The organism is Rosenbergiella collisarenosi (assembly GCF_018494085.1).
In the GTDB taxonomy this organism is placed as follows: domain Bacteria; phylum Pseudomonadota; class Gammaproteobacteria; order Enterobacterales; family Enterobacteriaceae; genus Rosenbergiella; species Rosenbergiella collisarenosi.
Genome location: NZ_JABBFP010000008.1, coordinates 118,613 through 139,873, shown reverse-complemented (window position 1 = coordinate 139,873; position 21,261 = coordinate 118,613). Strand labels below are relative to the sequence as shown.

General features: G+C 50.6%; 22 protein-coding genes. 16 read left to right on the top strand and 6 right to left on the bottom strand.

Annotated elements, in window-relative coordinates:
- Positions 1–15: 15 nt before the first annotated feature.
- Together HGT70_RS12710 and bioA are read right to left on the bottom strand one after the other, a co-directional pair.
- On the bottom strand, positions 16–492 hold the full coding sequence (locus HGT70_RS12710) for a kinase inhibitor (RefSeq protein ID WP_071434710.1): 477 nt from the start codon (positions 490–492) through the stop codon (positions 16–18).
- A gap of 40 nt (positions 493–532) precedes the next feature.
- Positions 533–1,828 carry an adenosylmethionine--8-amino-7-oxononanoate transaminase gene (bioA, locus tag HGT70_RS12705; RefSeq protein ID WP_214196114.1) on the bottom strand — a complete coding sequence of 432 codons (1,296 nt, stop codon included), beginning with the start codon at positions 1,826–1,828 and terminating at the stop codon, positions 533–535.
- 81 nt (positions 1,829–1,909) lie between these two features.
- Between bioA and bioB the strand changes: the two genes are divergently transcribed.
- Genes bioB through bioD form a run of 4 tightly spaced genes read left to right on the top strand, consistent with a single transcriptional unit; the run spans position 1,910 to position 5,511 of the window.
- Positions 1,910–2,941, top strand: coding sequence for a biotin synthase BioB (bioB, locus tag HGT70_RS12700; RefSeq protein ID WP_071435274.1), 1,032 nt, complete (start codon positions 1,910–1,912; stop codon positions 2,939–2,941).
- Complete coding sequence (gene bioF, locus HGT70_RS12695; protein ID WP_071434714.1) at positions 2,941–4,089, top strand: 8-amino-7-oxononanoate synthase; 1,149 nt, start codon at positions 2,941–2,943, stop codon at positions 4,087–4,089. Before bioB ends, bioF begins: the two co-directional genes overlap by 1 nt.
- Entirely contained in the window at positions 4,079–4,843 is a 765-nt protein-coding gene (locus HGT70_RS12690) for a methyltransferase domain-containing protein (protein ID WP_071434715.1), read from the top strand. The genes bioF and HGT70_RS12690 overlap by 11 nt, the downstream gene beginning before the upstream one ends.
- Positions 4,840–5,511: a dethiobiotin synthase gene (bioD, locus tag HGT70_RS12685; RefSeq protein ID WP_071434717.1), complete on the top strand. Its 672-nt coding sequence runs from the start codon at positions 4,840–4,842 to the stop codon at positions 5,509–5,511. Before HGT70_RS12690 ends, bioD begins: the two co-directional genes overlap by 4 nt.
- On the opposite strand, the gene HGT70_RS12680 is transcribed toward bioD, so the two are convergent.
- The gene (locus HGT70_RS12680; protein ID WP_214196112.1) at positions 5,498–6,238 is read right to left on the bottom strand and encodes an ATP-binding cassette domain-containing protein; all 741 of its coding nucleotides are present in this window, start codon (positions 6,236–6,238) and stop codon (positions 5,498–5,500) included. The genes bioD and HGT70_RS12680 overlap by 14 nt on opposite strands.
- Positions 6,239–6,946: 708 nt before the next feature.
- Here HGT70_RS12680 and uvrB point away from each other — a divergent pair.
- Entirely contained in the window at positions 6,947–8,977 is a 2,031-nt protein-coding gene (gene uvrB / locus HGT70_RS12675; RefSeq protein WP_071435276.1) for an excinuclease ABC subunit UvrB, read from the top strand.
- Between the two features lie 48 nt (positions 8,978–9,025).
- Here uvrB and yvcK read toward each other — a convergent pair whose 3' ends face one another.
- Positions 9,026–9,928: a uridine diphosphate-N-acetylglucosamine-binding protein YvcK gene (gene yvcK / locus HGT70_RS12670; RefSeq protein ID WP_071434721.1), complete on the bottom strand. Its 903-nt coding sequence runs from the start codon at positions 9,926–9,928 to the stop codon at positions 9,026–9,028.
- A 232-nt stretch (positions 9,929–10,160) separates the two neighbouring features.
- Between yvcK and moaA the strand changes: the two genes are divergently transcribed.
- The 11 genes from moaA to HGT70_RS12615 all read left to right on the top strand — a co-directional run bounded on the left by moaA (position 10,161) and on the right by HGT70_RS12615 (position 19,282).
- A complete protein-coding gene (gene moaA / locus HGT70_RS12665; protein ID WP_214196137.1) occupies positions 10,161–11,141 on the top strand; it encodes a GTP 3',8-cyclase MoaA in 981 nt (326 codons plus the stop codon).
- 21 nt (positions 11,142–11,162) lie between these two features.
- Positions 11,163–11,681: a molybdenum cofactor biosynthesis protein B gene (moaB, locus tag HGT70_RS12660; protein ID WP_214196111.1), complete on the top strand. Its 519-nt coding sequence runs from the start codon at positions 11,163–11,165 to the stop codon at positions 11,679–11,681.
- Entirely contained in the window at positions 11,681–12,166 is a 486-nt protein-coding gene (gene moaC, locus HGT70_RS12655; protein ID WP_214196109.1) for a cyclic pyranopterin monophosphate synthase MoaC, read from the top strand. The genes moaB and moaC overlap by 1 nt, the downstream gene beginning before the upstream one ends.
- Entirely contained in the window at positions 12,159–12,404 is a 246-nt protein-coding gene (gene moaD / locus HGT70_RS12650; protein WP_071434727.1) for a molybdopterin synthase sulfur carrier subunit, read from the top strand. Before moaC ends, moaD begins: the two co-directional genes overlap by 8 nt.
- 2 nt (positions 12,405–12,406) lie before the next feature.
- The gene (gene moaE / locus HGT70_RS12645; RefSeq protein ID WP_342355579.1) at positions 12,407–12,889 is read left to right on the top strand and encodes a molybdopterin synthase catalytic subunit MoaE; all 483 of its coding nucleotides are present in this window, start codon (positions 12,407–12,409) and stop codon (positions 12,887–12,889) included.
- 8 nt (positions 12,890–12,897) lie between these two features.
- Positions 12,898–13,986, top strand: coding sequence for a DUF1615 domain-containing protein (locus tag HGT70_RS12640; RefSeq protein WP_214196107.1), 1,089 nt, complete (start codon positions 12,898–12,900; stop codon positions 13,984–13,986).
- Positions 13,986–14,696, top strand: coding sequence for a Bax inhibitor-1/YccA family protein (locus HGT70_RS12635; protein ID WP_071434733.1), 711 nt, complete (start codon positions 13,986–13,988; stop codon positions 14,694–14,696). The genes HGT70_RS12640 and HGT70_RS12635 overlap by 1 nt, the downstream gene beginning before the upstream one ends.
- Positions 14,697–15,150: 454 nt before the next feature.
- A complete protein-coding gene (locus tag HGT70_RS12630) occupies positions 15,151–15,543 on the top strand; it encodes a YbhQ family protein (protein ID WP_071434735.1) in 393 nt (130 codons plus the stop codon).
- 183 nt (positions 15,544–15,726) lie between these two features.
- Entirely contained in the window at positions 15,727–17,058 is a 1,332-nt protein-coding gene (gene rhlE, locus HGT70_RS12625; protein ID WP_214196106.1) for an ATP-dependent RNA helicase RhlE, read from the top strand.
- 4 nt (positions 17,059–17,062) lie between these two features.
- Positions 17,063–18,010, top strand: a complete 948-nt coding sequence (dusC, locus tag HGT70_RS12620) for a tRNA dihydrouridine(16) synthase DusC (RefSeq protein WP_214196104.1) — start codon at positions 17,063–17,065, stop codon at positions 18,008–18,010.
- A gap of 75 nt (positions 18,011–18,085) precedes the next feature.
- On the top strand, positions 18,086–19,282 hold the full coding sequence (locus HGT70_RS12615) for an MFS transporter (protein WP_214196103.1): 1,197 nt from the start codon (positions 18,086–18,088) through the stop codon (positions 19,280–19,282).
- A 39-nt stretch (positions 19,283–19,321) separates the two neighbouring features.
- On the opposite strand, the gene HGT70_RS12610 is transcribed toward HGT70_RS12615, so the two are convergent.
- Together HGT70_RS12610 and HGT70_RS12605 are read right to left on the bottom strand one after the other, a co-directional pair.
- Complete coding sequence (locus HGT70_RS12610) at positions 19,322–20,380, bottom strand: L,D-transpeptidase family protein (RefSeq protein WP_214196102.1); 1,059 nt, start codon at positions 20,378–20,380, stop codon at positions 19,322–19,324.
- A gap of 152 nt (positions 20,381–20,532) precedes the next feature.
- Complete coding sequence (locus HGT70_RS12605; protein WP_214196101.1) at positions 20,533–21,102, bottom strand: DedA family protein; 570 nt, start codon at positions 21,100–21,102, stop codon at positions 20,533–20,535.
- Positions 21,103–21,261: the final 159 nt, after the last annotated feature.

Sequence of the window (21,261 nt, the reverse complement as noted above, 5' to 3'; positions counted from 1 at the left end):
TAAGTTTTACTCTTCTTAGCGGTAGACGGCGGTTAGCGTCGCACTAGCTAGCTGGTGAAAATGGACGTTAAACCCCACCATCGCACCACTTGATTCAGCGTCGACCTCTAAACGCTCAACATCCAGAGCATGTAAGGTGAAAACATAGCGATGTGACTCACCTGCCGGCGGGGCCGCTCCCCCATATCCACATTGACCAAAATCGGTACGTGTCTGAATAGCTTGCTTGGGCAGTCGATCGGGCAGAGTGCCTGCACCCTGTACTAATTCAGTTGTCGTGACGGGAATATTCGCGACCACCCAGTGCCACCAGCCTGAGCCAGTTGGCGCATCGGGATCGAAGCAGGTGACGACTAGGCTTTTCGTCCCCTCTGGGAGTCCCGACCATGCGAGATGGGGAGACAGGTTATCACCGTGATACCCCATACCATTGAAGACATGGCGCTCGGGTAATTTTTGTCCGTCCGTAAAGTCTTGGCTACTCAATATCATTATCGGCTCCTCTTTAAGTGATTAGGCTTAATGATGTCTGTTACTCGGCAAGAAAAAGCGCCTCTTGTCCCACGGCTTCAGTGATCACTGCGATAAGTCGTGCGAGTTGATGTTCAGCGATGATATACGGTGGCATCAAGTAAATCAGCTTACCAAAAGGCCTGATCCAGACGCCAGATTTTACGAAGAATGCCTGGATCTCAGCCATCGCGACAGGATGATGACATTCGACGACACCTATAGCACCAAGCACCCGCACATCTTTAACATTAGGATAGTCGATGAGCGGTGCAAGGCCTGCCTTTAGTTGCTGCTCGATCGCCTGTACCTGTTGTTGCCATTTTCCCTCCGCTAAGATGCGCAGGCTCTCAGTGGCGACCGCACAGGCGAGGGGATTCCCCATAAATGTCGGCCCATGCATAAAACATCCCGCTGGACTACGGCTGATGCCCTCAGCAACGCGATCGGTGGTTATCGTCGCGGCAAGAGTGAGGGTTCCGCCGGTAAGCCCTTTCCCGACACATAAAATATCGGGAGAGATCTCAGCATGTTCGCAGGCAAACATCTTACCGGTACGTCCGAAGCCCGTGGCAATCTCATCGGCGATTAGTAGCACATCGTACTGGTCACACAGCTCACGCACGCGCTTCAATAACTGGGGATGATAAAAGCGCATCCCGCCAGCGCCTTGTACGATAGGCTCTAGGATTACGGCCGCCAGTGACGCGTGATGCTCGGCAAACGCTGCGCGCAGGGCATCAGCCTCGCTCTCCTCCCATACGTCTTCAAATCGACACTTTGGCATCGGGACAAATAGATGCTCAGGGAGATAGCCTTTCCAAAGTGAATGCATTGAGTTATCAGGATCGCAAACGGACATTGCGGCGTAAGTATCGCCGTGGTAACCCCCGCGCAGGGTTAAAAACTGCTGCTTAGTCTGTGTATGACCACTCCAGTATTGCACGGCCATTTTCATCGCGACCTCAACCGACACCGATCCCGAATCTGCTAAGAAAATTTTAGTTAAGCCCGGCGGAACAATGTCCAAGAGCGCTCTACCCAGCGTGACCGCTGGATTATGTGTCAACCCGCCAAACATCACATGCGACACCTTTGCTATCTGGTCGGTCAGCGCTTGGTTGAGCCGCGGGTGGTTATAGCCATGAATAGCGGCCCACCACGATGACATCCCTTCGATCAATGTCTGTCCGTCCGCAAGGGTAATACAGCAATCTTGGGCAGAAGCCACTGGGTAGCAGGGGAGGGGATCGAGCATGGAGGTATAAGGATGCCAGAGATGTTGGCGATCGAATTCGCTGTCTTCTGTCGGGAACATATTTGTTGTAAACTATTTTGGAAAAATTTAGTTTACAAGTATAACCACAATAACAGAATGTTTAAAGTTACGGAGCAAGCCATGTCACAACGTTGGACTCGTCAGCAAGTTACTGAACTGTTTGAGATGCCATTTCTAGAATTGATGTTTAAGGCGCAACAGATCCACCGTGAAAATTTCGATCCTGCGAAAGTTCAAGTCAGTACTTTACTCTCCATCAAAACGGGCGCATGTCCCGAAGACTGTAAGTATTGCCCGCAAAGTGCGCGTTATAAGACAGGCTTAGAATCTGAAAAACTTATGGAAGTCGAAGAGGTACTGACTTCAGCGCGTAAAGCGAAAGCGGCAGGCTCCGGGCGTTTCTGTATGGGAGCCGCATGGAAAAACCCTCATGCGCGTGACATGCCTTATTTGAAAAAAATGGTCGAAGGCGTGAAAGCGATGGGTCTCGAGACTTGCATGACGCTAGGAACGCTTTCTACGGACCAAGCTGATGAGCTGGCTGATGCAGGGCTTGACTACTACAACCATAACCTCGATACCTCACCCGAGTTTTATGGAAACATTATTACCACTCGTAGCTATCAAGAACGCTTAGATACCCTCTCTAATGTGCGTGGCGCTGGGATCAAGGTGTGTTCAGGCGGTATCGTTGGGTTAGGGGAGACCATCGATGACCGAGCGGGTTTATTAATGCAATTAGCCAACCTTCCCGTTCCGCCAGAAAGTGTACCAGTGAATATGCTCGTGAAAGTAAAGGGCACGCCACTGGCCGACAACGACGATGTTGATCCATTCGATTTTATTCGTACTATCGCCGTGGCGCGCGTATTGATGCCTAGCTCTTATGTTCGTCTCTCTGCAGGTCGTGAACAAATGAGTGAGCAGACCCAAGCTATGTGTTTTATGGCGGGCGCTAACTCAATTTTCTATGGCTGCAAACTATTGACTACCGAAAATCCTGAAGAAGATAGCGATGTGCAGCTGTTCCGCAAACTCGGTTTGAAACCTGCTCATGCGCATACCGAACTCGGTGTTGAGTCTCAGTCAGAGCTATTACATCAGCAACTTGAAAATGCTGACACCACGCTTTTTTATAACGCGGCTGTCTAATGTCTTGGCAACAGCGAATCGAACAGGTTCTACACCAACGCCAGCAGCAAGGATTGCTGCGGCGTAGGTCGGCGGTAACGCTATCCCCTCAGGCGCGTTTAACCCATGGTGACCAGCTCTTCACCCATTTCTCAAGTAACGATTATTTGGGGCTGAGCCAACATCCGGCAGTCATCGAGGCATGGTGCAGCGGTGCACGGAAGTGGGGCACTGGCGCGGGCGCTTCCGGCCATGTTACCGGCTACTCACCTAGCCACGAGCAACTCGAACAGACGTTGGCACAATGGCTCGATTTTCCGCGAGCGTTACTGTTCAGTTCGGGATTTGCCGCTAACCAAGCATTAGTATTTGCCTTAGCTGAGTCTAGCGATACGCTGATTGCCGATAAACTCATGCATGCCTCGCTTCAGGAAGCGGCAGCCTTATCCCCTGCCCGTTACCGACGTTTTCCGCACAATTCCCTGACAGGCTTAGTGCGTCAGCTAGCCGCGACTGAGAGCGAAAATCGCTTAGTGATCACCGAAGGCGTTTTTAGTATGGATGGCGATCAGGCACCGTTGGCGGCGATCAGCGAGCATTGTCGTGCACACCAAGCTTGGCTAATGGTCGACGACGCCCACGGTATTGGGGTGATCGGTGAGGAGGGACGGGGGAGCTGCGCTCAGCAGCAGGTTAAACCAGACATTCTCGTGGTGACCTTTGGTAAGGCTCTCGGGGTCAGCGGGGCTGCGGTCTTATGTTCCGCCGAGGTGGCGGAGTACTTAGAACAACAGGCGCGACATCTTATCTACAGTACCGCGTTGCCCGCCGCTCAAGCTGACGCGGTGTTGGCGAGCATCGCTATCGTGCGCCAACAGCCCGAGTATCGCCAACGACTCTCTGGGAATATCACGTTATTCCGCCAACAATGCCTACATCATGGTATTGCGCTGACTGATTCACAGACGGCTATCCAACCCGTTATTATTGGGGATAACCACCAGGCACTGGCGGTCGCCGATAAGCTCAAGAGTGCGGGGCATTGGATACAGGCAATTCGCCCGCCTACCGTTCCACCGGGAAGCGCTCGGTTAAGAATTACGCTAAGTGCCGCACATAGCGAACGTCAGATCGCAGAGCTGGTTGAGGCATTACGCCATGCCTTATAAATCTACATCAGTGATCGATAAAAAGGCTATCGCGCAGGCTTTTAGCCGCGCGGCGAAGGGGTATGATCAGTTTGCCGATTTCCAGCGTCGGGTCGGCCAGCAGCTGCTCAGCCAATGTGACTGGCAAATCCCGGGCCAGCTCGTTGATGCCGGAGCTGGCTCGGGGTGGTTCAGCCGTATCTTTCGGGAACAAGGACACAGTGTGACGGCCTTTGACCTCTCGATAGGCATGTTACAACAGGCCGCCGCCCACCATGCCGCCGATCACTATGTGCAGGGTGATTTAGAGGCATTCCCTTTCGCGGCGCAAAGTATCGATTACCTGTGGAGTAATTTAGCCTTGCAGTGGTGCAGCGATTTTGCGGTGACCGTTAACCAGTTACAGCAAGCGCTCAAACCCGAAGGCAGACTTGCGATCTCCACGCTCGCGGCCGGATCGCTCCCTGAACTTGACGATGTCTGGCAGCAAGTGGGCCGCCGTGCGCCAGTTAACCAGTGGGAGAACGCAGATTCACTCGTGAAAACGGCTGAATCGCTCGGCCTCTATGCATGGCAAGCGCCGGTGGTCTGTTACTTTACGACCCCGCTCGCCGCGCTCTGGTCTCTAAAAGGGATCGGCGCCTCACACCTCCATGCTGGACGGCAAGCGGGCCTAGGCGGTCGGCGGTTTTTCGAACAGCTCCCGCAGTATTGGCCACGGGATGAGCAAGGGTATCGTTTAACTTATCAAATCGTTTTTGGAGTCACACGATGAGTAAGACCTATTTTTTGACGGGAACCGACACCGATGTTGGTAAAACTCTAGTTTCGGCGGGATTACTGCAAGCAGCCGGCAGAGCGGGGTATAAAACGGCGGGATACAAACCGGTAGCCTCGGGGTCGGAAATAACCGCGCAAGGGCTACGCAATCGTGATGCGTTGACCCTGCAACGTTACAGTAACGTAAGTCTTCCCTACGCATCGGTTAACCCACTGACTTTCGAGCAACCGACGTCTCCGCATATCGCCAGCCAACGGGAGGGGCATCCTATACGTTTTTCTTTGCTCGACACCGGCTTGGCGCACCTACAAGCGCAGGCAGATTGGGTGCTGGTAGAAGGAGCAGGGGGGTGGTACACGCCGCTCACCTCGCAACAACACTATGGCGATTGGGTCACCGCGCAGGGTCTTCCGGTAATACTGGTCGTTGGGATGAAATTGGGCTGCATCAATCATGCACTACTGACCCAAACAGCCATCGCAAATGCTGGGCTTGATCTGGTCGGCTGGGTAGCAAATAGTCTCAGCGCAATGCCCCATGAATATGAGGCCTATCGGAATTACCTCACAGAACATATCGCCGCGCCCCTCTTAGGCGAAGTGCCTTTCCTACAGGATGCCAGCCAGCTTGATGACGTTGGCCACTACCTTACACTGCCTTAGGAAATCTCGGCTTTTCTGCCCACCTCTCTTTACCGCCGAACTCAGCAAGATCGGCGGCCGTTCCCTTCATCACGCTACGCCCATGGTGCAGCAGCGTGAAGTTATCGGCGACGCGGCTGACAAACGCTAGGTTATTATCCATCAGCAGCACGCTTATCTGATAGTCCCGAGTTAAGGCACTCACAATTGCAACCAGCTGATCTTCTTCCTGAGGGGAGAGGCCTTCTGACGGTTCGTCTAATAACACGAGTTTAGGGTGGGTAATTACGGCTCTCGCCAGCGCGAGTTGACACTGTAGTCCCTTATCTAAGGTGCCACTACGTTGGTGACGGCGAGCGAGCAGCGCCGGGAAAAGCTCACAGATCATCGGAGAATAAGCCGCTGGCGAGGCATTGGACTGCCCAGCCTTAAGCGCGATCAGGAGGTTATCCTCAACAGTGAGTTGCGAGAAGAGAGGATGACCTTGTGCGACATAACTTATCCCCAACTCAGTGCGCTGTTGGCAAGGCAGCGAGACAAGACTACAGGGAAGCGTGTTTTTTGGCTGCCAGGTCATCTCACCACTCATAATCGGCAGGAAACCGAGAATGCAGTGGAAAAGCGTTGTTTTCCCCGTCCCCTGCTGGCCAACAATGGCGGAGCAGCTACTTTGCATGACTTCAAGATTGATATCCCACAGCGTGTGCTGAGTATCATAAGCCTGATTAATCTCTCTAAGTTGCAGCATGGTCGGGTTCTCTCCCATTCATTAGCGAGCTATGTAATAAAGTTGTTAAGCAAAAAGCGCGCCACATTGCAGATAAACTCATTATGAACGTGCGAACCCTCGCCGAGTAATCGATAAGGCGACGAGAGGTAAGGCGTGAGCAAAAAGGACAATTATTTCTTATGTCGGGGATTGACTTTCGCCGTTATCGCAAGCGAATAACGAGATTTCACCAAATCTAAAAAAGTGCCATTTCCTAAAAAAAATTTTTTTTTGGCGCTTGTCATCTTTCTGAAAAATTATACACAGCCCAGCATTACTGGCCTGCTGTGAGTTATCCACCATTCCTGTGGATAACCATGTGCATTACCCTCTGAAAACAGGGGCAAGGCGATGAATGATGCGGGTTGGCATCGGAGTGGTTGTAAACTACACTTATTTTTATATAAATTTAAAATCAATAAGTTACGCAAAAGCAATAGCCTCAATAGCGGCAAATGCCGTCGTTCTCGAACTTTGCGACTAAGGCTTGACAAAAATAAAAAACCCTCAGGTTACGGTGGATAACCTAAAATAAATATTGACTCCCTAACTTTGGCTAAATGGCCACCTGGTCGGTGAACGAAATGGGTCATTAACTGGATGTTTATCCAGTTAATGCGTGAACTTTTGAGAGCTAAGTAGTAAAATTGTTGCACATCCTGAAACTGACAACCGGAATTAATGATTATGAGTAAAGTTTTTACCTTACACTCGGAATTTAAACCTTCTGGTGATCAGCCCGAAGCGATAAAAAAATTAGAAGAAGGGCTAGAAGATGGACTGGCTCATCAAACCCTGTTGGGGGTAACCGGATCGGGGAAAACCTTCACTATTGCTAACGTCATCGCAGACTCTAATCGTCCAACGATGATTATGGCGCCAAACAAAACGTTAGCCGCACAGCTCTATGGAGAAATGAAAGCGTTTTTCCCGGAAAATGCCGTCGAATACTTTGTCTCCTATTACGACTACTATCAGCCCGAGGCCTATGTGCCTAGCTCCGATACGTTTATCGAAAAAGACGCTTCCGTTAACGAACATATTGAACAGATGCGGCTCTCTGCCACCAAAGCCTTGCTTGAGCGTAAAGACGTGATCGTGGTGGCCTCAGTCTCGGCGATTTACGGATTGGGCGATCCGGATGCCTATCTAAAAATGATGTTGCACCTCACGCGAGGAATGATCATCGATCAGCGGAGTATTCTGCGTCGACTCTCCGAGCTGCAATACGCTCGCAATGATCAAGCCTTTCAGCGCGCGACCTTTCGTGTCAGGGGGGATGTCATCGATATCTTCCCCGCAGAATCTGATGATTTAGCGCTACGCATCGAATTATTCGATGAAGAAGTCGAACGGCTGTCATTGTTCGACCCATTGACCGGTCAGATCGAACAGTCGGTGGCGCGATTTACTATCTATCCAAAAACGCACTATGTCACGCCGCGTGAACGGATCTTACAAGCGATGGAAGAGATAAAGGTCGAGCTTGCGGATCGTAAAAAAGTCTTGCTCGACAATAATAAGCTTCTCGAAGAGCAGCGGATCACTCAGCGTACGCAGTTTGACCTCGAAATGATGAACGAACTAGGGTATTGCTCTGGTATCGAAAACTACTCGCGCTACCTCTCTGGACGTGGTCCCGGACAAGCGCCGCCGACACTCTTTGACTACCTCCCCGCTGACGGACTATTGGTCGTTGACGAGTCCCACGTGACTATCCCGCAAATCGGTGGCATGTACAAAGGCGACCGCGCCCGTAAAGAAAACTTGGTCGAATATGGCTTCCGTCTCCCCTCTGCATTGGATAACCGGCCAATGAAGTTTGAGGAATTTGAAGCACTCGCTCCGCAAACGATCTATGTGTCTGCGACCCCAGGTAAGTACGAGTTGGAGAAGTCCGGCGATGAAGTGATCGATCAGGTGGTACGTCCTACTGGGCTGTTGGATCCGCTACTCGAAATTAGACCCGTCGCGACACAGGTTGATGATCTGCTCTCTGAGATTCGTCAACGTGTCGAGATCAACGAGCGTGTACTGGTGACCGTATTGACCAAACGGATGGCCGAAGACCTGACGGAATATCTCGAAGAACACGGGGAAAAAGTTCGTTATCTTCACTCGGATATCGACACCGTAGAGCGTATGGAAATCATCCGTGACTTGCGCTTAGGTAAATTCGACGTGCTGGTCGGGATTAACTTACTTCGCGAAGGCCTCGATATGCCTGAGGTATCGCTAGTCGCCATCTTGGATGCAGATAAAGAAGGCTTCCTACGTTCCGATCGCTCGCTCATTCAAACCATAGGGCGTGCGGCACGTAACGTCAGTGGTAAGGCTATCCTCTATGCCGATAGAATTACGCCTTCAATGGCAAGGGCGATTGAGGAAACTGAGCGTCGGCGTGAGAAACAAGAAGCGTGGAATAAAGAGCACGGTATTACGCCTACCAAGTTAAATAAGAAAATAACCGATATCCTTGAGATAGGCGGTTCAACAGGGTCTGGTAAGAAATCCCAACAATCTAAGGGAGATGTGGAACTCAAAGCGGCGCAAACCGCGGTAGAGTATTCGCTGATGACAGCACCAGAGCTGCAGAAGAAGATTGCAGAGTACGAACGTACGATGCAAAAGCATGCGCAAAACTTGGAGTTCGAAGAAGCTGCGCGTTTGCGTGATGAGCTACATCAACTACGAGATCTTTTACTGGTAGCGATGTAATTCATGTGGGATAGCACGAATTCGTGATGCTTTCGTGCTATCGCCTTCTCAGTGTAAAGCTTGGAAGGCATCTTCCAGGGCTTGGCGTAACAATCTGCGGTCGTGCCGATAGCCAATGTCGCTGGCATCTAGAGGGCGCTGGATGCGTAATCGCTGTGTAATACCGCGACTATCGCTCTGTGGGCCTAAAATCACTCCATCAATCACGCGGCGACTAATTTCTTTTTCGATAAGGGTCAGTTTTTCAGCCACCGATAAATGGCCCGCCGGGCTATGCTCAATCCCGAGGTTATCCACAAACAGCATTTTGGCCGGAGTCCGGCGTAAGGCTTGGCTAATCTCCTCGACGAGGATAACGGGCATAATGCTGGTATAGAAGCTTCCTGGCCCGAGAATAATGAGATCGGCGTCGAGAATCGCTTCTATTGCTTCGCGCGTGGCTTTCACCGGGGTGGAGAGTGCCAGACTGGTTGGCCACTCCTGCATCGCGTCGATCTCTGTTTCACCGTGAATCAAGGTACCTTGCGTGTCGGTGGCGACCAAATCGACCGGCTGTTCTGACATCGGGATCAAGAAGGCATCGACCTTGAGGACATTACGGATAAGATTGATCGCTTCGAGAGGACGAACGCTTAGGCTGTCGAGCGCGCGGAGCATTAAATTACCCAAGTTATGGCCGGCAAGCTCGCCATGACCGGAGAAGCGGTATTCGAACATGGCTGACGCGACGCTGGGCTGAGTAATCAATTGATTGAGGCAGTTACGCGTATCGCCCCACGCGATCCCGCCTTCTGAGCGGCGTATCCGACCCGTTGACCCGCCGTTGTCGGTGGTTGTGACAATTCCGGTTAATCGTGAGCCGAGGGAAGAGAGCGAGGACATAACGCGTCCTAAACCATGTCCGCCGCCAATGGCAACGACGCGATCTAAATCTGCTAAGGTACGGTTCATTTGCGGCGGCTTCCTTTACGGTATTCATCATCATTGTGCGAGCACGACGGATATTATCTGCTGTTCTCTCAATCTTGCCTATTACAATTTGAAAAATGTCTGAGAAATCCTGGCCTATACATGACACTCCCTCGTATTCAGGCTAGGATAAAGTCAACGCCAAATTTTTTATTACAGCGTGTTTGAGGTGGGTGAACGTCTTCCTGAGCGCGACGACCGACGAGGTATTCAATTGTTACCCTTAACCGATACCTATCAACGTAAATTTTACTACTTGCGACTCTCAATCACTGATGTCTGTAATTTTCGCTGTACCTACTGTTTGCCGAATGGCTACCAGCGCAATAAAGACCGCGCCTCTTTTCTCTCCGTTAATGAACTCGAACGTGTCGCGAAGGCCTTCGGGCAACTGGGGACGACAAAGATCCGCCTGACCGGCGGTGAGCCGTCTATGCGTCGTGATTTCAGCGATATCATCGCGGCCATTCATCAGCAGCCGACGATCAAACAGATTGCGATGACGACCAACGGTTACCGCCTAGCGAAAGAAGCCTCCCATTGGCGCGCGGCAGGTCTAGGGGCGGTAAACGTGAGCCTAGATAGCCTCGATGCGCGCCAGTTTCATCAAATCACCGGACAGAATAAATTTAGTGACGTTATGGCCGGCATAGACGCTTGCCTTGAGGCGGGATTTCCGATGGTGAAAATAAATGTCGTATTAATGAAGCATATTACGCAACAGCTGGCGGCATTTCTTGCTTGGATTAAACACCGCCCACTTCAACTACGTTTTATCGAGTTGATGGAGACGGGGGAGGGAAGCGATTATTTCGCACAGCATCACCTTTCAGGCGAAAACTTACGTCGCCAATTATTACAGCAAGGGTGGCAGTTGGCGCAAAGAGAACCCGATGCGGGCCCGGCACAGATATTCACCCATCCCGATTATCAGGGACAGATCGGCCTGATCATGCCTTACGACAAAAACTTCTGTGATAGCTGTAACCGGTTACGCGTCTCGGCGGTGGGTAAGTTGCATCTGTGCTTATTTGGTGAGCAGGGGATAGAGCTACGTGATCTGCTGCAATCAGAGGCACAGCAAGCGTCCTTACAAGCGCGCATTCAATCGAGTTTGGTGCAAAAAAAACAGACCCATTTCCTCCATCAAGGGATCACTGGCATGGCGAGCAGTCTCTCCTACATTGGTGGTTAACACGAGGATTAAGGAAAAGAGATGGACGTTCAACAAGACCGTACAACGTCACTAAATATTGCTATCGTGACGGTATCCAATCACCGCACGTCCGCGAACGATACCTCGGGTGACTATCTGCAGCAGGCTGTCGAGCTTGCAGGCCATAGCGTTGTCGAGCGAGCGATTTGTCCCGATAATCGCTATGCGCTGCGAGCGAATGTCTCACACGCCATCGCCAGTCGCCATATTCAAGTGGTATTGATTAATGGTGGCACGGGCTTTCATCAGCAGAACACCACCCCAGAAGCCATTATTCCGCTTTTCGATAAAGAGATTGAAGGGTTTGGTGAGTTATTTAGGATGCTCTCCTTCGAGCAGATCCAGCAGGCTACCTTGCAATCTCGAGCGGTGGCAGGGTTGGCGAACCAGACCGTCATTTTTGCGTTCCCAGGGTCTACTTCTGCCTGCCAACTGGCGTGGGAGCAGATCATCGATGCACAATTAGACGTCACCACTAAGCCTTGTAATTTTGTCTCACAACTTAAGAAGCTTCTTTAATGACTCAACTTTCTCATCTTAACGGGGCCGGCGAAGCCAATATGGTGGATGTCTCAGAAAAGCCCATAACCGTTCGTCAAGCGCGTGCAGAGGCCTACCTGTCATTAAGCGATCATACTCGTGAACTGATCTGCGCGGGGAAACATCCGAAAGGCGACGTGTTTGCGGTGGCCCGTATCGCCGGTATTCAAGCCGCTAAGAAAACGTGGGATCTAATCCCTCTGTGTCATCCCTTGCTGCTCAGTAAAGTTGAAGTGACACTCACACCGCTCAGTCACCCGAGCCGCATTCATATCGAGACACTCTGTCGACTTAGCGGCCAAACCGGCGTGGAAATGGAAGCGTTAACGGCAGCCTCAGTCGCGGCACTGACCCTCTATGACATGTGTAAAGCGGTGCAAAAGGATATGGTTATTGAATGTATCCGCTTAGTCGAAAAACGCGGCGGTAAATCGGGTGATTTTCGAGGGGAATATAATGATTAACGTTTTGTTTTTCGCGCAAACCCGCGAACTGGTCGACTGTAGTAGTCTAGTGGTTGACGATGAAGTCGACGATGTTGAACAGCTGCGCGTCGCCTTGATGCAACGGGGTAAGCGCTGGCAGTTGGCGCTTTCTAATGGACGGCTGCTGGCGGCAGTGAATCAAGAAATTTGTGCCTTCTCGCACCCACTGAAGAGCGGAGACGAGGTGGCATTTTTCCCTCCCGTCACAGGAGGATGACCGTGCTTCCTCAGACTTTTATCCGCGTGTCATCCGAGCCTTTCTCGGTAGAGGAGGCTTATCGGATGACCGCAGACAGTCAGCAAGACGGTGCAGTGGTGCTTTTTATCGGTAAAGTTCGTGACCTGAATCTCGGTGAAACGGTACAACACCTGACACTCGAACATTATCCGGGAATGACAGAGCGGTCGTTGCAGGCCATTGCCGAACAAGCGCGCAGCCGTTTTGCCGTGAATACCATTACCATCATTCACCGGGTTGGCACCTTTGCACTTGGCGAGGAAATCGTCCTAGTCGCAGCGAGTGCAGTGCATCGCCACGCGGCGTTTATGGCCGCAGAATTTATGATGGACATGTTGAAAACACAAGCGCCGTTTTGGAAACGTGAAGTGACAAATAAGGGGGCACAATGGTTGTCGCCTTCGCCGCAAGACGACATTACTCCTCAAAAATGGATAAACTTTAATAAGGATGAATCGACGTGACGCAATCCATGCTCAAAATTTCAGGCCTAGCTCTGGTAGCGTTGTTGCTCGCGAGTTGTTCATCAAATACGCCAAAGAAGCCTGAACGCCCGAAGGTAGCGGTGACCGCGCAGGTCCAGCAACTGTTACCTAGCTACGTCACACATAAAACCCAATGGTCGGAAGATATCTATCAAGCCTTTTCCCACCAACAACTCGACCCGAGTGTCAGTAACTTGTGTGCGGTTATTGCGGTAGCCGGGCAAGAGTCAACCTTCAACGCCGATGCTCCGGTAACTGGACTTCCGCAGATCGCTTGGCAGGAGATCTACCGCCGTGCCGCGACTTTGCATATCCCTGAGTTTGTCGTACGTACCGCACTCAAACTGCCTTCCACCAATGGGAAAAGTTATACTGAGCGGCTAGATAACGTGCGCAGTGAACGGGAACTCAGCAACATTTTCGATGACTTGATCGATAGTGTTCCGCTCGGACAACGCCTCTTTGGCCGATTTAACCCGATCCATACCGGAGGGCCGATGCAGGTTAGCATCGCATTTGCGGAGCAACACGCGGACACCTATCCTTATAAAGTGGAAAAAAGTATACGAAAAGAGGTCTTGACCCAACGTGGCGGCGTCTATTTTGGTACACTGCATCTCCTCGGCTATCCGGCGAATTATTCGCTGCCACTGTACCGATTTGCCGACTATAATGCAGGCTGGTATGCGAGTCGCAACGCTGCATTTCAAGCCGCGGTTGCGTATTTAAGTGGCAAAAAATTGGCGCTAGACGGCGATTTAATCCGGTATCAAAGCGATGCACCGAGCCAGACTGAATTAGCCATCAGGTCAATCAGCTCTTCACTGCAGATGTCTGATCAAGCCGTTCATCAACAATTAGGACTGGGTGAGTCACTCGCGTTTGAAAAGAGTGCCTTATGGAAAAAAGTGTTTGCGGCCGCAGATAAGAAACGGGGCCAAGCTTGGCCTCATGAACGATTACCGGGGATCACATTAGAAAGCCCGAAAATTACACGAAATCTTACCACCGCGTGGTTTGCACAGCGCGTTAATCAACGTTATCAACACTGTTTACTTCAAGCTAGGGGGGAGTAATGGAAAATTATCAACGTCCTGCATCATTCGGACAAACCTCGTCGAATAGCCGCGTTCAAGCCTATATGACCCAGGTCTATGGGTGGATGACGACCGGGCTGCTACTGACCGCCTTTGTTAGCTGGTTTGCGGCGCGAACGCCTGCTGTGATGGAAGCTATCTTCTCCAGTCGTATTACCTTTTTCGGGTTAATCATTGCGCAGTTAGCCGTCGTTTTCGTCCTCTCGGGGATGGTACATAAAATGAGCGCAGCGTTGGCCACCGGCTTATTTATGTTGTACTCGGTACTGACTGGACTGACGATGGCGAGTATCTTTCTCGCTTTTACCTACTCCTCCATCGCGAGTACTTTTGTGGTCACCGCCGGGATGTTTGGTGCCATGACTTTCTATGGCGCGGTAACCAAGCGTGACCTCAGCAAGCTAGGTAGCCTCCTGTTCATGGCGCTAATCGGAATATTAATTGCATCACTCGTCAACTACTGGTTAAAGAGTACTGCATTAATGTGGGCAGTGACTTATATCGGCGTTGTGGTATTCGTTGGTTTAACCGCCTATGACACACAAAAGCTGCGCCAGCTAGGCGATAACATCGACGCCTCGGATAAGACGAACCTTCGCCGCTACAGTATTGTTGGCGCACTCACGCTTTATTTAGATTTTATTAACCTTTTCATGATGTTACTAAGAATATTTGGTGACAGACGGTAGAGAAACAGCAGATGATCGTGAAAAGAGGGGTTTTACCCCTCTTTTTTTTGGCTAAAAAAACAGCAGAAAATTCTTAAGATGTAGAGAATGGTAACTTCGATAAGAACCCTATAACACGTTGATTAACAGGCTTTTATCCATATTGGACCCGAGTTAGAACGCACTTTATAATAACTGATATTGTCTTTGATATATTATGCTGGTTAAAGCTCTTTAATCTGAAATATCTAGCATATTCCGCTAACTAACCTCCTAGTTGAAAACAAAACATGATATTTCCCATTACTTGTGGCAGACTGATTCTGTTTTCTTGCGGAATTATCCGAAGAAATGAAGGTCTCATCACAGTTACTTCTTTTTAATGTGGTGACCGAATTTTTTTCGAGTAACCTCGGAAAACACTTACTGGCGTTAAGGTGCTTTACTTTATCGCGAGTATAACTAGGAGATAACTATGAAATGGTCTAACCGTGTTCAGATTGTCACTGGGCAAACGTGTTTTCATATCGCGATGCATTTAACCATCGTAGCTTCATTAATTTGGGGTTTTAAACACAAGTTGTTAGTTGAAGTCAGTGCCGGATTGGTCGCAACTTATGTCGTTTTGCTAGTAGCGATGCTTATTACGCAAAATGTCACGCGCTTACGCGCAGTGGGAGATTATCTTGAGGAAGCATCCACCACCTACTATTTTGGTGCAGCGATGTTGTCACTCTTCCTGTTCTCTCGTGTCTTGCACAATCCATTACTGATTTGTGGAGTAGGTGTGGCGATGCTTATCGGCCCCGCGCTTTTCTCACTGTTCGCCAAAGGTTCGGGTCAACAAGTAGAAAAGAAACGCAGCTAGTCCTTTTAGGCCAGTCAGATGACTGGCCTTTTTATCGTCCTCGCAGTCGCGACTAAACTCTGATACACTCCCTCGCACTTATCGCATTGTAGTTTTGCGTTAATCCTCTGATATTAGCGACACTTTCCCCCCTGAAAACTGCACCGTGAAATGACGGTCAGGGCGTCCCTGGAGCAATACCCCATGACTTTCGATTCACTCGGTTTACATGCCGAGATCCTGCGTGCTGTGAACGAGCAGGGTTACACGACCCCAACGCCTATCCAACAACAGGCTATCCCTATTGTTTTAGCTGGCGATGATTTACTCGCTAGTGCACAAACGGGTACCGGTAAAACGGCAGGCTTTACGTTACCGCTGTTACACCGCCTCGCGGCAGATGAGAAGCCTATCAAAGGGCGTAGACCGGTTCGTGCCCTGATCCTCACCCCAACACGGGAGTTAGCGGCGCAGGTCGGTGAGAATGTTCAGAGCTACAGCCGTTACCTCAAATTACGTTCGCTGGTGGTCTTCGGTGGTGTGAGTATCAATCCGCAGATGATGAAACTACGCGGTGGCGTCGATATCCTCGTCGCAACACCTGGCCGTCTGCTCGATTTGGTTCACCAGAATGCCGTTCAGCTCTCAGAGATTGAAATTCTGGTCTTGGATGAAGCCGACCGTATGTTGGATATGGGCTTTATTCACGATATTCGCCGTATTCTTGCTAAGCTTCCCGCACGTCGTCAAAACTTGCTGTTCTCAGCGACGTTTTCTGATGAAATCAAAACGTTAGCGGAAAAATTACTCGACCGTCCTAAGCTAGTGGAAGTTGCGCGTCGTAATACCGCTTCAGAGCAGGTATCACAACAAGTGCATTTGGTTGATAAGAAACGTAAGCGCGAACTACTCTCTTATTTGATCGGTAAAGAAAATTGGCAACAGGTCTTGGTGTTTACACGAACTAAGCATGGCGCTAACCATTTGGCCGAACAGCTGAGTAAAGATGGCATCACGGCGGCGGCCATCCACGGCAATAAAAGCCAAGGTGCGCGAACGCGTGCGCTGGAAAACTTCAAAACCGGTGAAGTACGCGTATTAGTGGCTACTGATATCGCGGCGCGCGGTATTGATATCGAAGAATTACCTCATGTTGTCAATTACGAACTGCCGAACGTTGCAGAGGACTATGTCCACCGTATCGGGCGTACCGGTCGTGCAGCCGCTAGCGGTTCGGCGCTGTCCCTCGTCTGCGTTGATGAACATAAGCTACTTCGCGATATCGAAAGACTGCTGAAAAAAGAGATCCCTCGTCTCGCCATCCCAGGCTATGAGCCAGATCCTTCAATCAAAGCCGATCCGATCCAGAACGGGCGCCAAGGTGGACGCGGCGCAGGTCGTGGGGGTCGTGCGGAGAGTAACGGTCCACGTGGGCAAGCACGTCCGCAAGGGCAAAATAGCCCTCGGCCTCGTTCCCGCAGCGCGAGTAACACTACGGCAAGACCTGCCGCTAAGAAACCGCAGGGCAATCGCTAGTCTCATGCGGGTATTATTAGCACCAATGGAAGGTGTGCTTGATTCCTTAGTCAGGGAGCTCCTGACTAAGGTCAACGATTATGATCTCTGTGTGACCGAGTTTCTGAGGGTCGTCGATCAACGCCTGCCCAAAAAATCCTTTTATCGTCTATGCCCTGAGTTGAGCGAACAGAGCCGCACGCCATCGGGTACGCTGGTACGGATACAGCTATTAGGTCAGCATCCGCAATGGCTAGCCGAAAACGCGCAGCAGGCCGTCGAGCTAGGGTCGTGGGGCGTTGATTTGAATTGCGGCTGCCCATCGAAAACCGTCAACGGTAGTGGCGGTGGGGCATCGTTATTAAAAGATCCTGAGCTTATCTATCAGGCGGCTAAAGCGATGCGTCAGGCGGTACCCTCCTCGCTTCCCGTCACCGTAAAAGTTCGCTTAGGCTGGGATTCCAGCGATCATAGCTTTGAAATTGCTGATGCCGTCGCCCAAGCGGGGGCCAGCGAGATTGTGATCCATGGCCGAACCAAACAAGACGGTTACCGGGCAGAAGCGATTAATTGGCCTGCTATTGCGGCTATCCGTGAACGACTGACTATTCCCGTTATCGCTAATGGAGAAATTTGGGATTGGGCATCGGCTCAGGCTTGCCTCTCCACCACCGGTTGCCAAGACCTCATGGTAGGGCGGGGCGCGCTGCATATCCCGAATCTAAGTAAAATGATCAAGTACAATCACCCACCGATGCCTTGGTCGGAGGTCGTTGCCTTACTTGAGGAGTATTGTCGTTTAGAGAAACAAGGCGACACAGGGCTTTATCATGTTGCGCGGATTAAACAGTGGCTGGGCTACCTGCGAAAATCCTATGCACAAGCCGATGAGCTCTTTAGTCTGATTCGACCGATGACTCATTCATCAGCGATCGCTCAAGCTATTAACAAAGAGTTAATAAAATTAACCTAATGCCAACGTTGTAATCTAATCACTGAACGCCAATATGCTATGCTGAGCATATTCCTCGCAAATTTTGGTGTGTATATGCCCCAGCCCAGTCAACCGACGCGTCGACAATTAAATAAACGTATTCTGTCGGTTATGATCTTTACCTTTTTTTGTTACCTATCAGTCGGACTCCCTCTCGCAGTATTACCGGGGTTTGTCCACCATCAGCTCGGCTACTCTGCTTTTATCGCCGGGCTCATTATCAGCCTACAATATTTTTCGACTCTGATTAGCCGTCCGCAGAGTGGGCGGCTGGCCGATCTCTTCGGCCCGAAAAGAGTTGTAATGCTAGGGATGGTGCTCTGTGGGTTGAGTGGGGGGATGACCATCATCGCTGCATTCAGCGTTAGTTATCCGCTATTGAGTCTCGGCTTACTCGCCGCAGGCAGAATATGTTTAGGGGTGGGAGAGAGCTTTAGTAGTACGGGCGCGACGCTATGGGGAATGAATTTGGTCGGATCCGCACATACCGCCCGGGTAATATCTTGGAACGGGGTGGCGACCTACTTTGCCATGGCTGTGGGGGCGCCTTTAGGAGTCGTGCTTAATCAATGGTTTGGCATCTGTGGTTTTGCAGGGGTTATCGCCATCATGGGGTTAGTTGGATTTATCGTCGCCCGTCGTAAAGCAACTATCACTATATCCTTGACGGCGCCACGCTTACCCTTCACGCAGGTGTTAGGCTTAGTCAGTCCATATGGATTGGGCTTGGCGCTGGGGACCTTGGGGTTTGGGGTTATCGCCACCTTTATAACGCTCTATTTCTCCAGCCGTGGCTGGCAAGGGGCGGCCATTACCCTGAGCCTATACAGTTTAGGATTTGTGTTATCGCGTTTTCTGTTCAGTAACTTAATTACCCGTTTTGGAGGCTTAGCCGTCTCCTTAGGATGCTTACTCACTGAGGCGATAGGGTTGTTTCTACTGTGGCATGCGCAAACCGTACTGTGGGCGGATATCGGGGCGCTATTGACCGGAGCGGGCTTCTCTTTAGTGTTCCCAGCATTGGGCGTAGAGGCGGTACGAAGAGTGAGTGAGCAAAGCAAAGGCTCAGCGTTGGGAACTTATTCCGCGTTCTTAGACTTAGCGTTGGGCTTAACGGGTCCGGTCGCAGGGCTACTGATGAATCATAGCGGTATCCGCTCAATTTATCTGGCTGCGGCGATAATGGTGTGCCTTGGCGCGGGGCTAGTGGCGGTGCTATGGGTAAGGAGTCGTCGGCAGGAGGTTGCGTAAGAAGAAAATGGCCACAATCGGTATCGTGGCCATTAACTGTTATTCTTCTACGGGTGGCGGCTGGGTGACCGCATCGCTCGCACCTTGTGCAGAAAAAGCCGTGTCGGGGGCTTCGCCAGGTTTGGCATCGCTTTGCTCCGAGACGGGCTGGGGAGTGTTCGCATGAGCTTCAGCAACGCCATTGACTTTCACTGGCATCCCGGTGCGGTTTTTCAATACCTGGTTTACCACATCTTGATTGACGCTGGGATCGCTAAGCACCTTACTGACCGATTGGGTTAAGCTAATCGGCACTACCGCGTTACTGTTAAATTGTTCTTCGGTAGTCGAAAGTGGGTTGTGGACTTCAAGGTAACGGGAGCCATCGGCTTCTACCGACGCTTTTACCGGTTGGTTAACAAACTGTACGCGCGTTCCAACGGGGACATGTTCGAATAACCATTTAATATCTTGCCCGCGCAGACGCACACATCCGTGACTGACGCGTAGTCCGATACCAAAATCGGCATTTGTGCCATGAATCGCGTACATTTTACCGATATAAAGTGCGTACAGCCCCATCGGATTATCTGGACCGGCAGGGAATATAGTCGGGAGATTTTTACCGTCATCCGCATATTCGCTATGCATCTTAGCCGTCGGGGTCCATGTTGGATTAGGACGTTTACTTTCTACCTTGGTCGTCCAGCTAAGCGGCGTATCTTTTCCGAGTTGACCGATACCGATAGGCAGAACTACGACGGTATGACCGCCTTTCGGATAGTAATAAAGGCGCATCTCGGCACTGTTGATGACGATACCTTCACGCGGCGCATCAGGAAGAATAAGCTGTTGAGGAATAATTAGCTTAGAACCGGCCTTAGGTAAATAAACATCGATCCCATGGTTCGCTTCTAAAATATTACTTAGCCCCATCTCGTATTGGGCAGCAAAGGCTTCTAGAGGTAAGCTGCTGTCACTAGGAATAGAGACTTCGAGGTTCTCGCCAGTAATGCTACTGTTCGCTGCCGGGAGTGGATATACCACCGCCTGTGCAGTCTGAGAAAAGGCTGCAACAGTGAAGGCAGCAGAAATCAACGCGCGGATGCTTTTTTTCATAATGATGTATGGCTTAAACCTGATTAACGGTAGTGTGAACAAGGTAATAGACCGAGTCTCGCTCGGTCTTACGCTTAGTATATGTGCAGAAATGATTAATGAACATCTGCTTTTTACATTCGCTCAAATATTCTGATTTTTCCGTGAGCTCACTACCCAGCTTTGCGCGAGCGAAGCCACTGAATCAGCTTCCAGCCGCCCCAAATTACCAATGCGGCAACCACTACCCAGAATAAGGGTTCAAGGTAGCCTTCGATTCGATTGAGCCAAGGGGTAATGACTTTGCCTGCATAGAACCCAAGGCTGGCGAAAAGGCCGGCCCACAGCGCCGCGCCGAGAATATTGAGCAGGACGAATAACCATGGGTGCAGGCCGCTTGACCCAATAATGATCGGGCCAATGATCCGAAAGCCATACATAAACCGCGCACCAATGACGAATAATGCAGGGTGCTTGTGGATTAACGTGTTCGCCTTATCGATTTTACTTTGCTGCTTTTCAAATCGGTTTAAAAACTTAGTCCCGTAACGCCAGCCGAGAAAAAAGAGTATTTGGTCGCCAATGATGCCGCCCAACATGGCTGCCGCGATGACCCAGTAAAGGTGTAGCAATCCTTCGTGTGCCGCGATGCCGCCGAGTAAGACAAAGGTTTCACCTTCAGCCATGCAACCGATGACTAATGCGAGGTAACCATAATGTGAGATGAGTGAGTGAATATCCATAGACGAATTAAGATCCTGACGTTAGTAAAGACGTATTTTTTTGCTGTATTGGCGCCCAGCAGATAAATTGAACTGACTTGACAGATTTTTTTACAAATATACTGTTAAATTTCTAAACAGACTTAGCGTTTTCTGGGGCGACCCGCGTATGATGCTGTC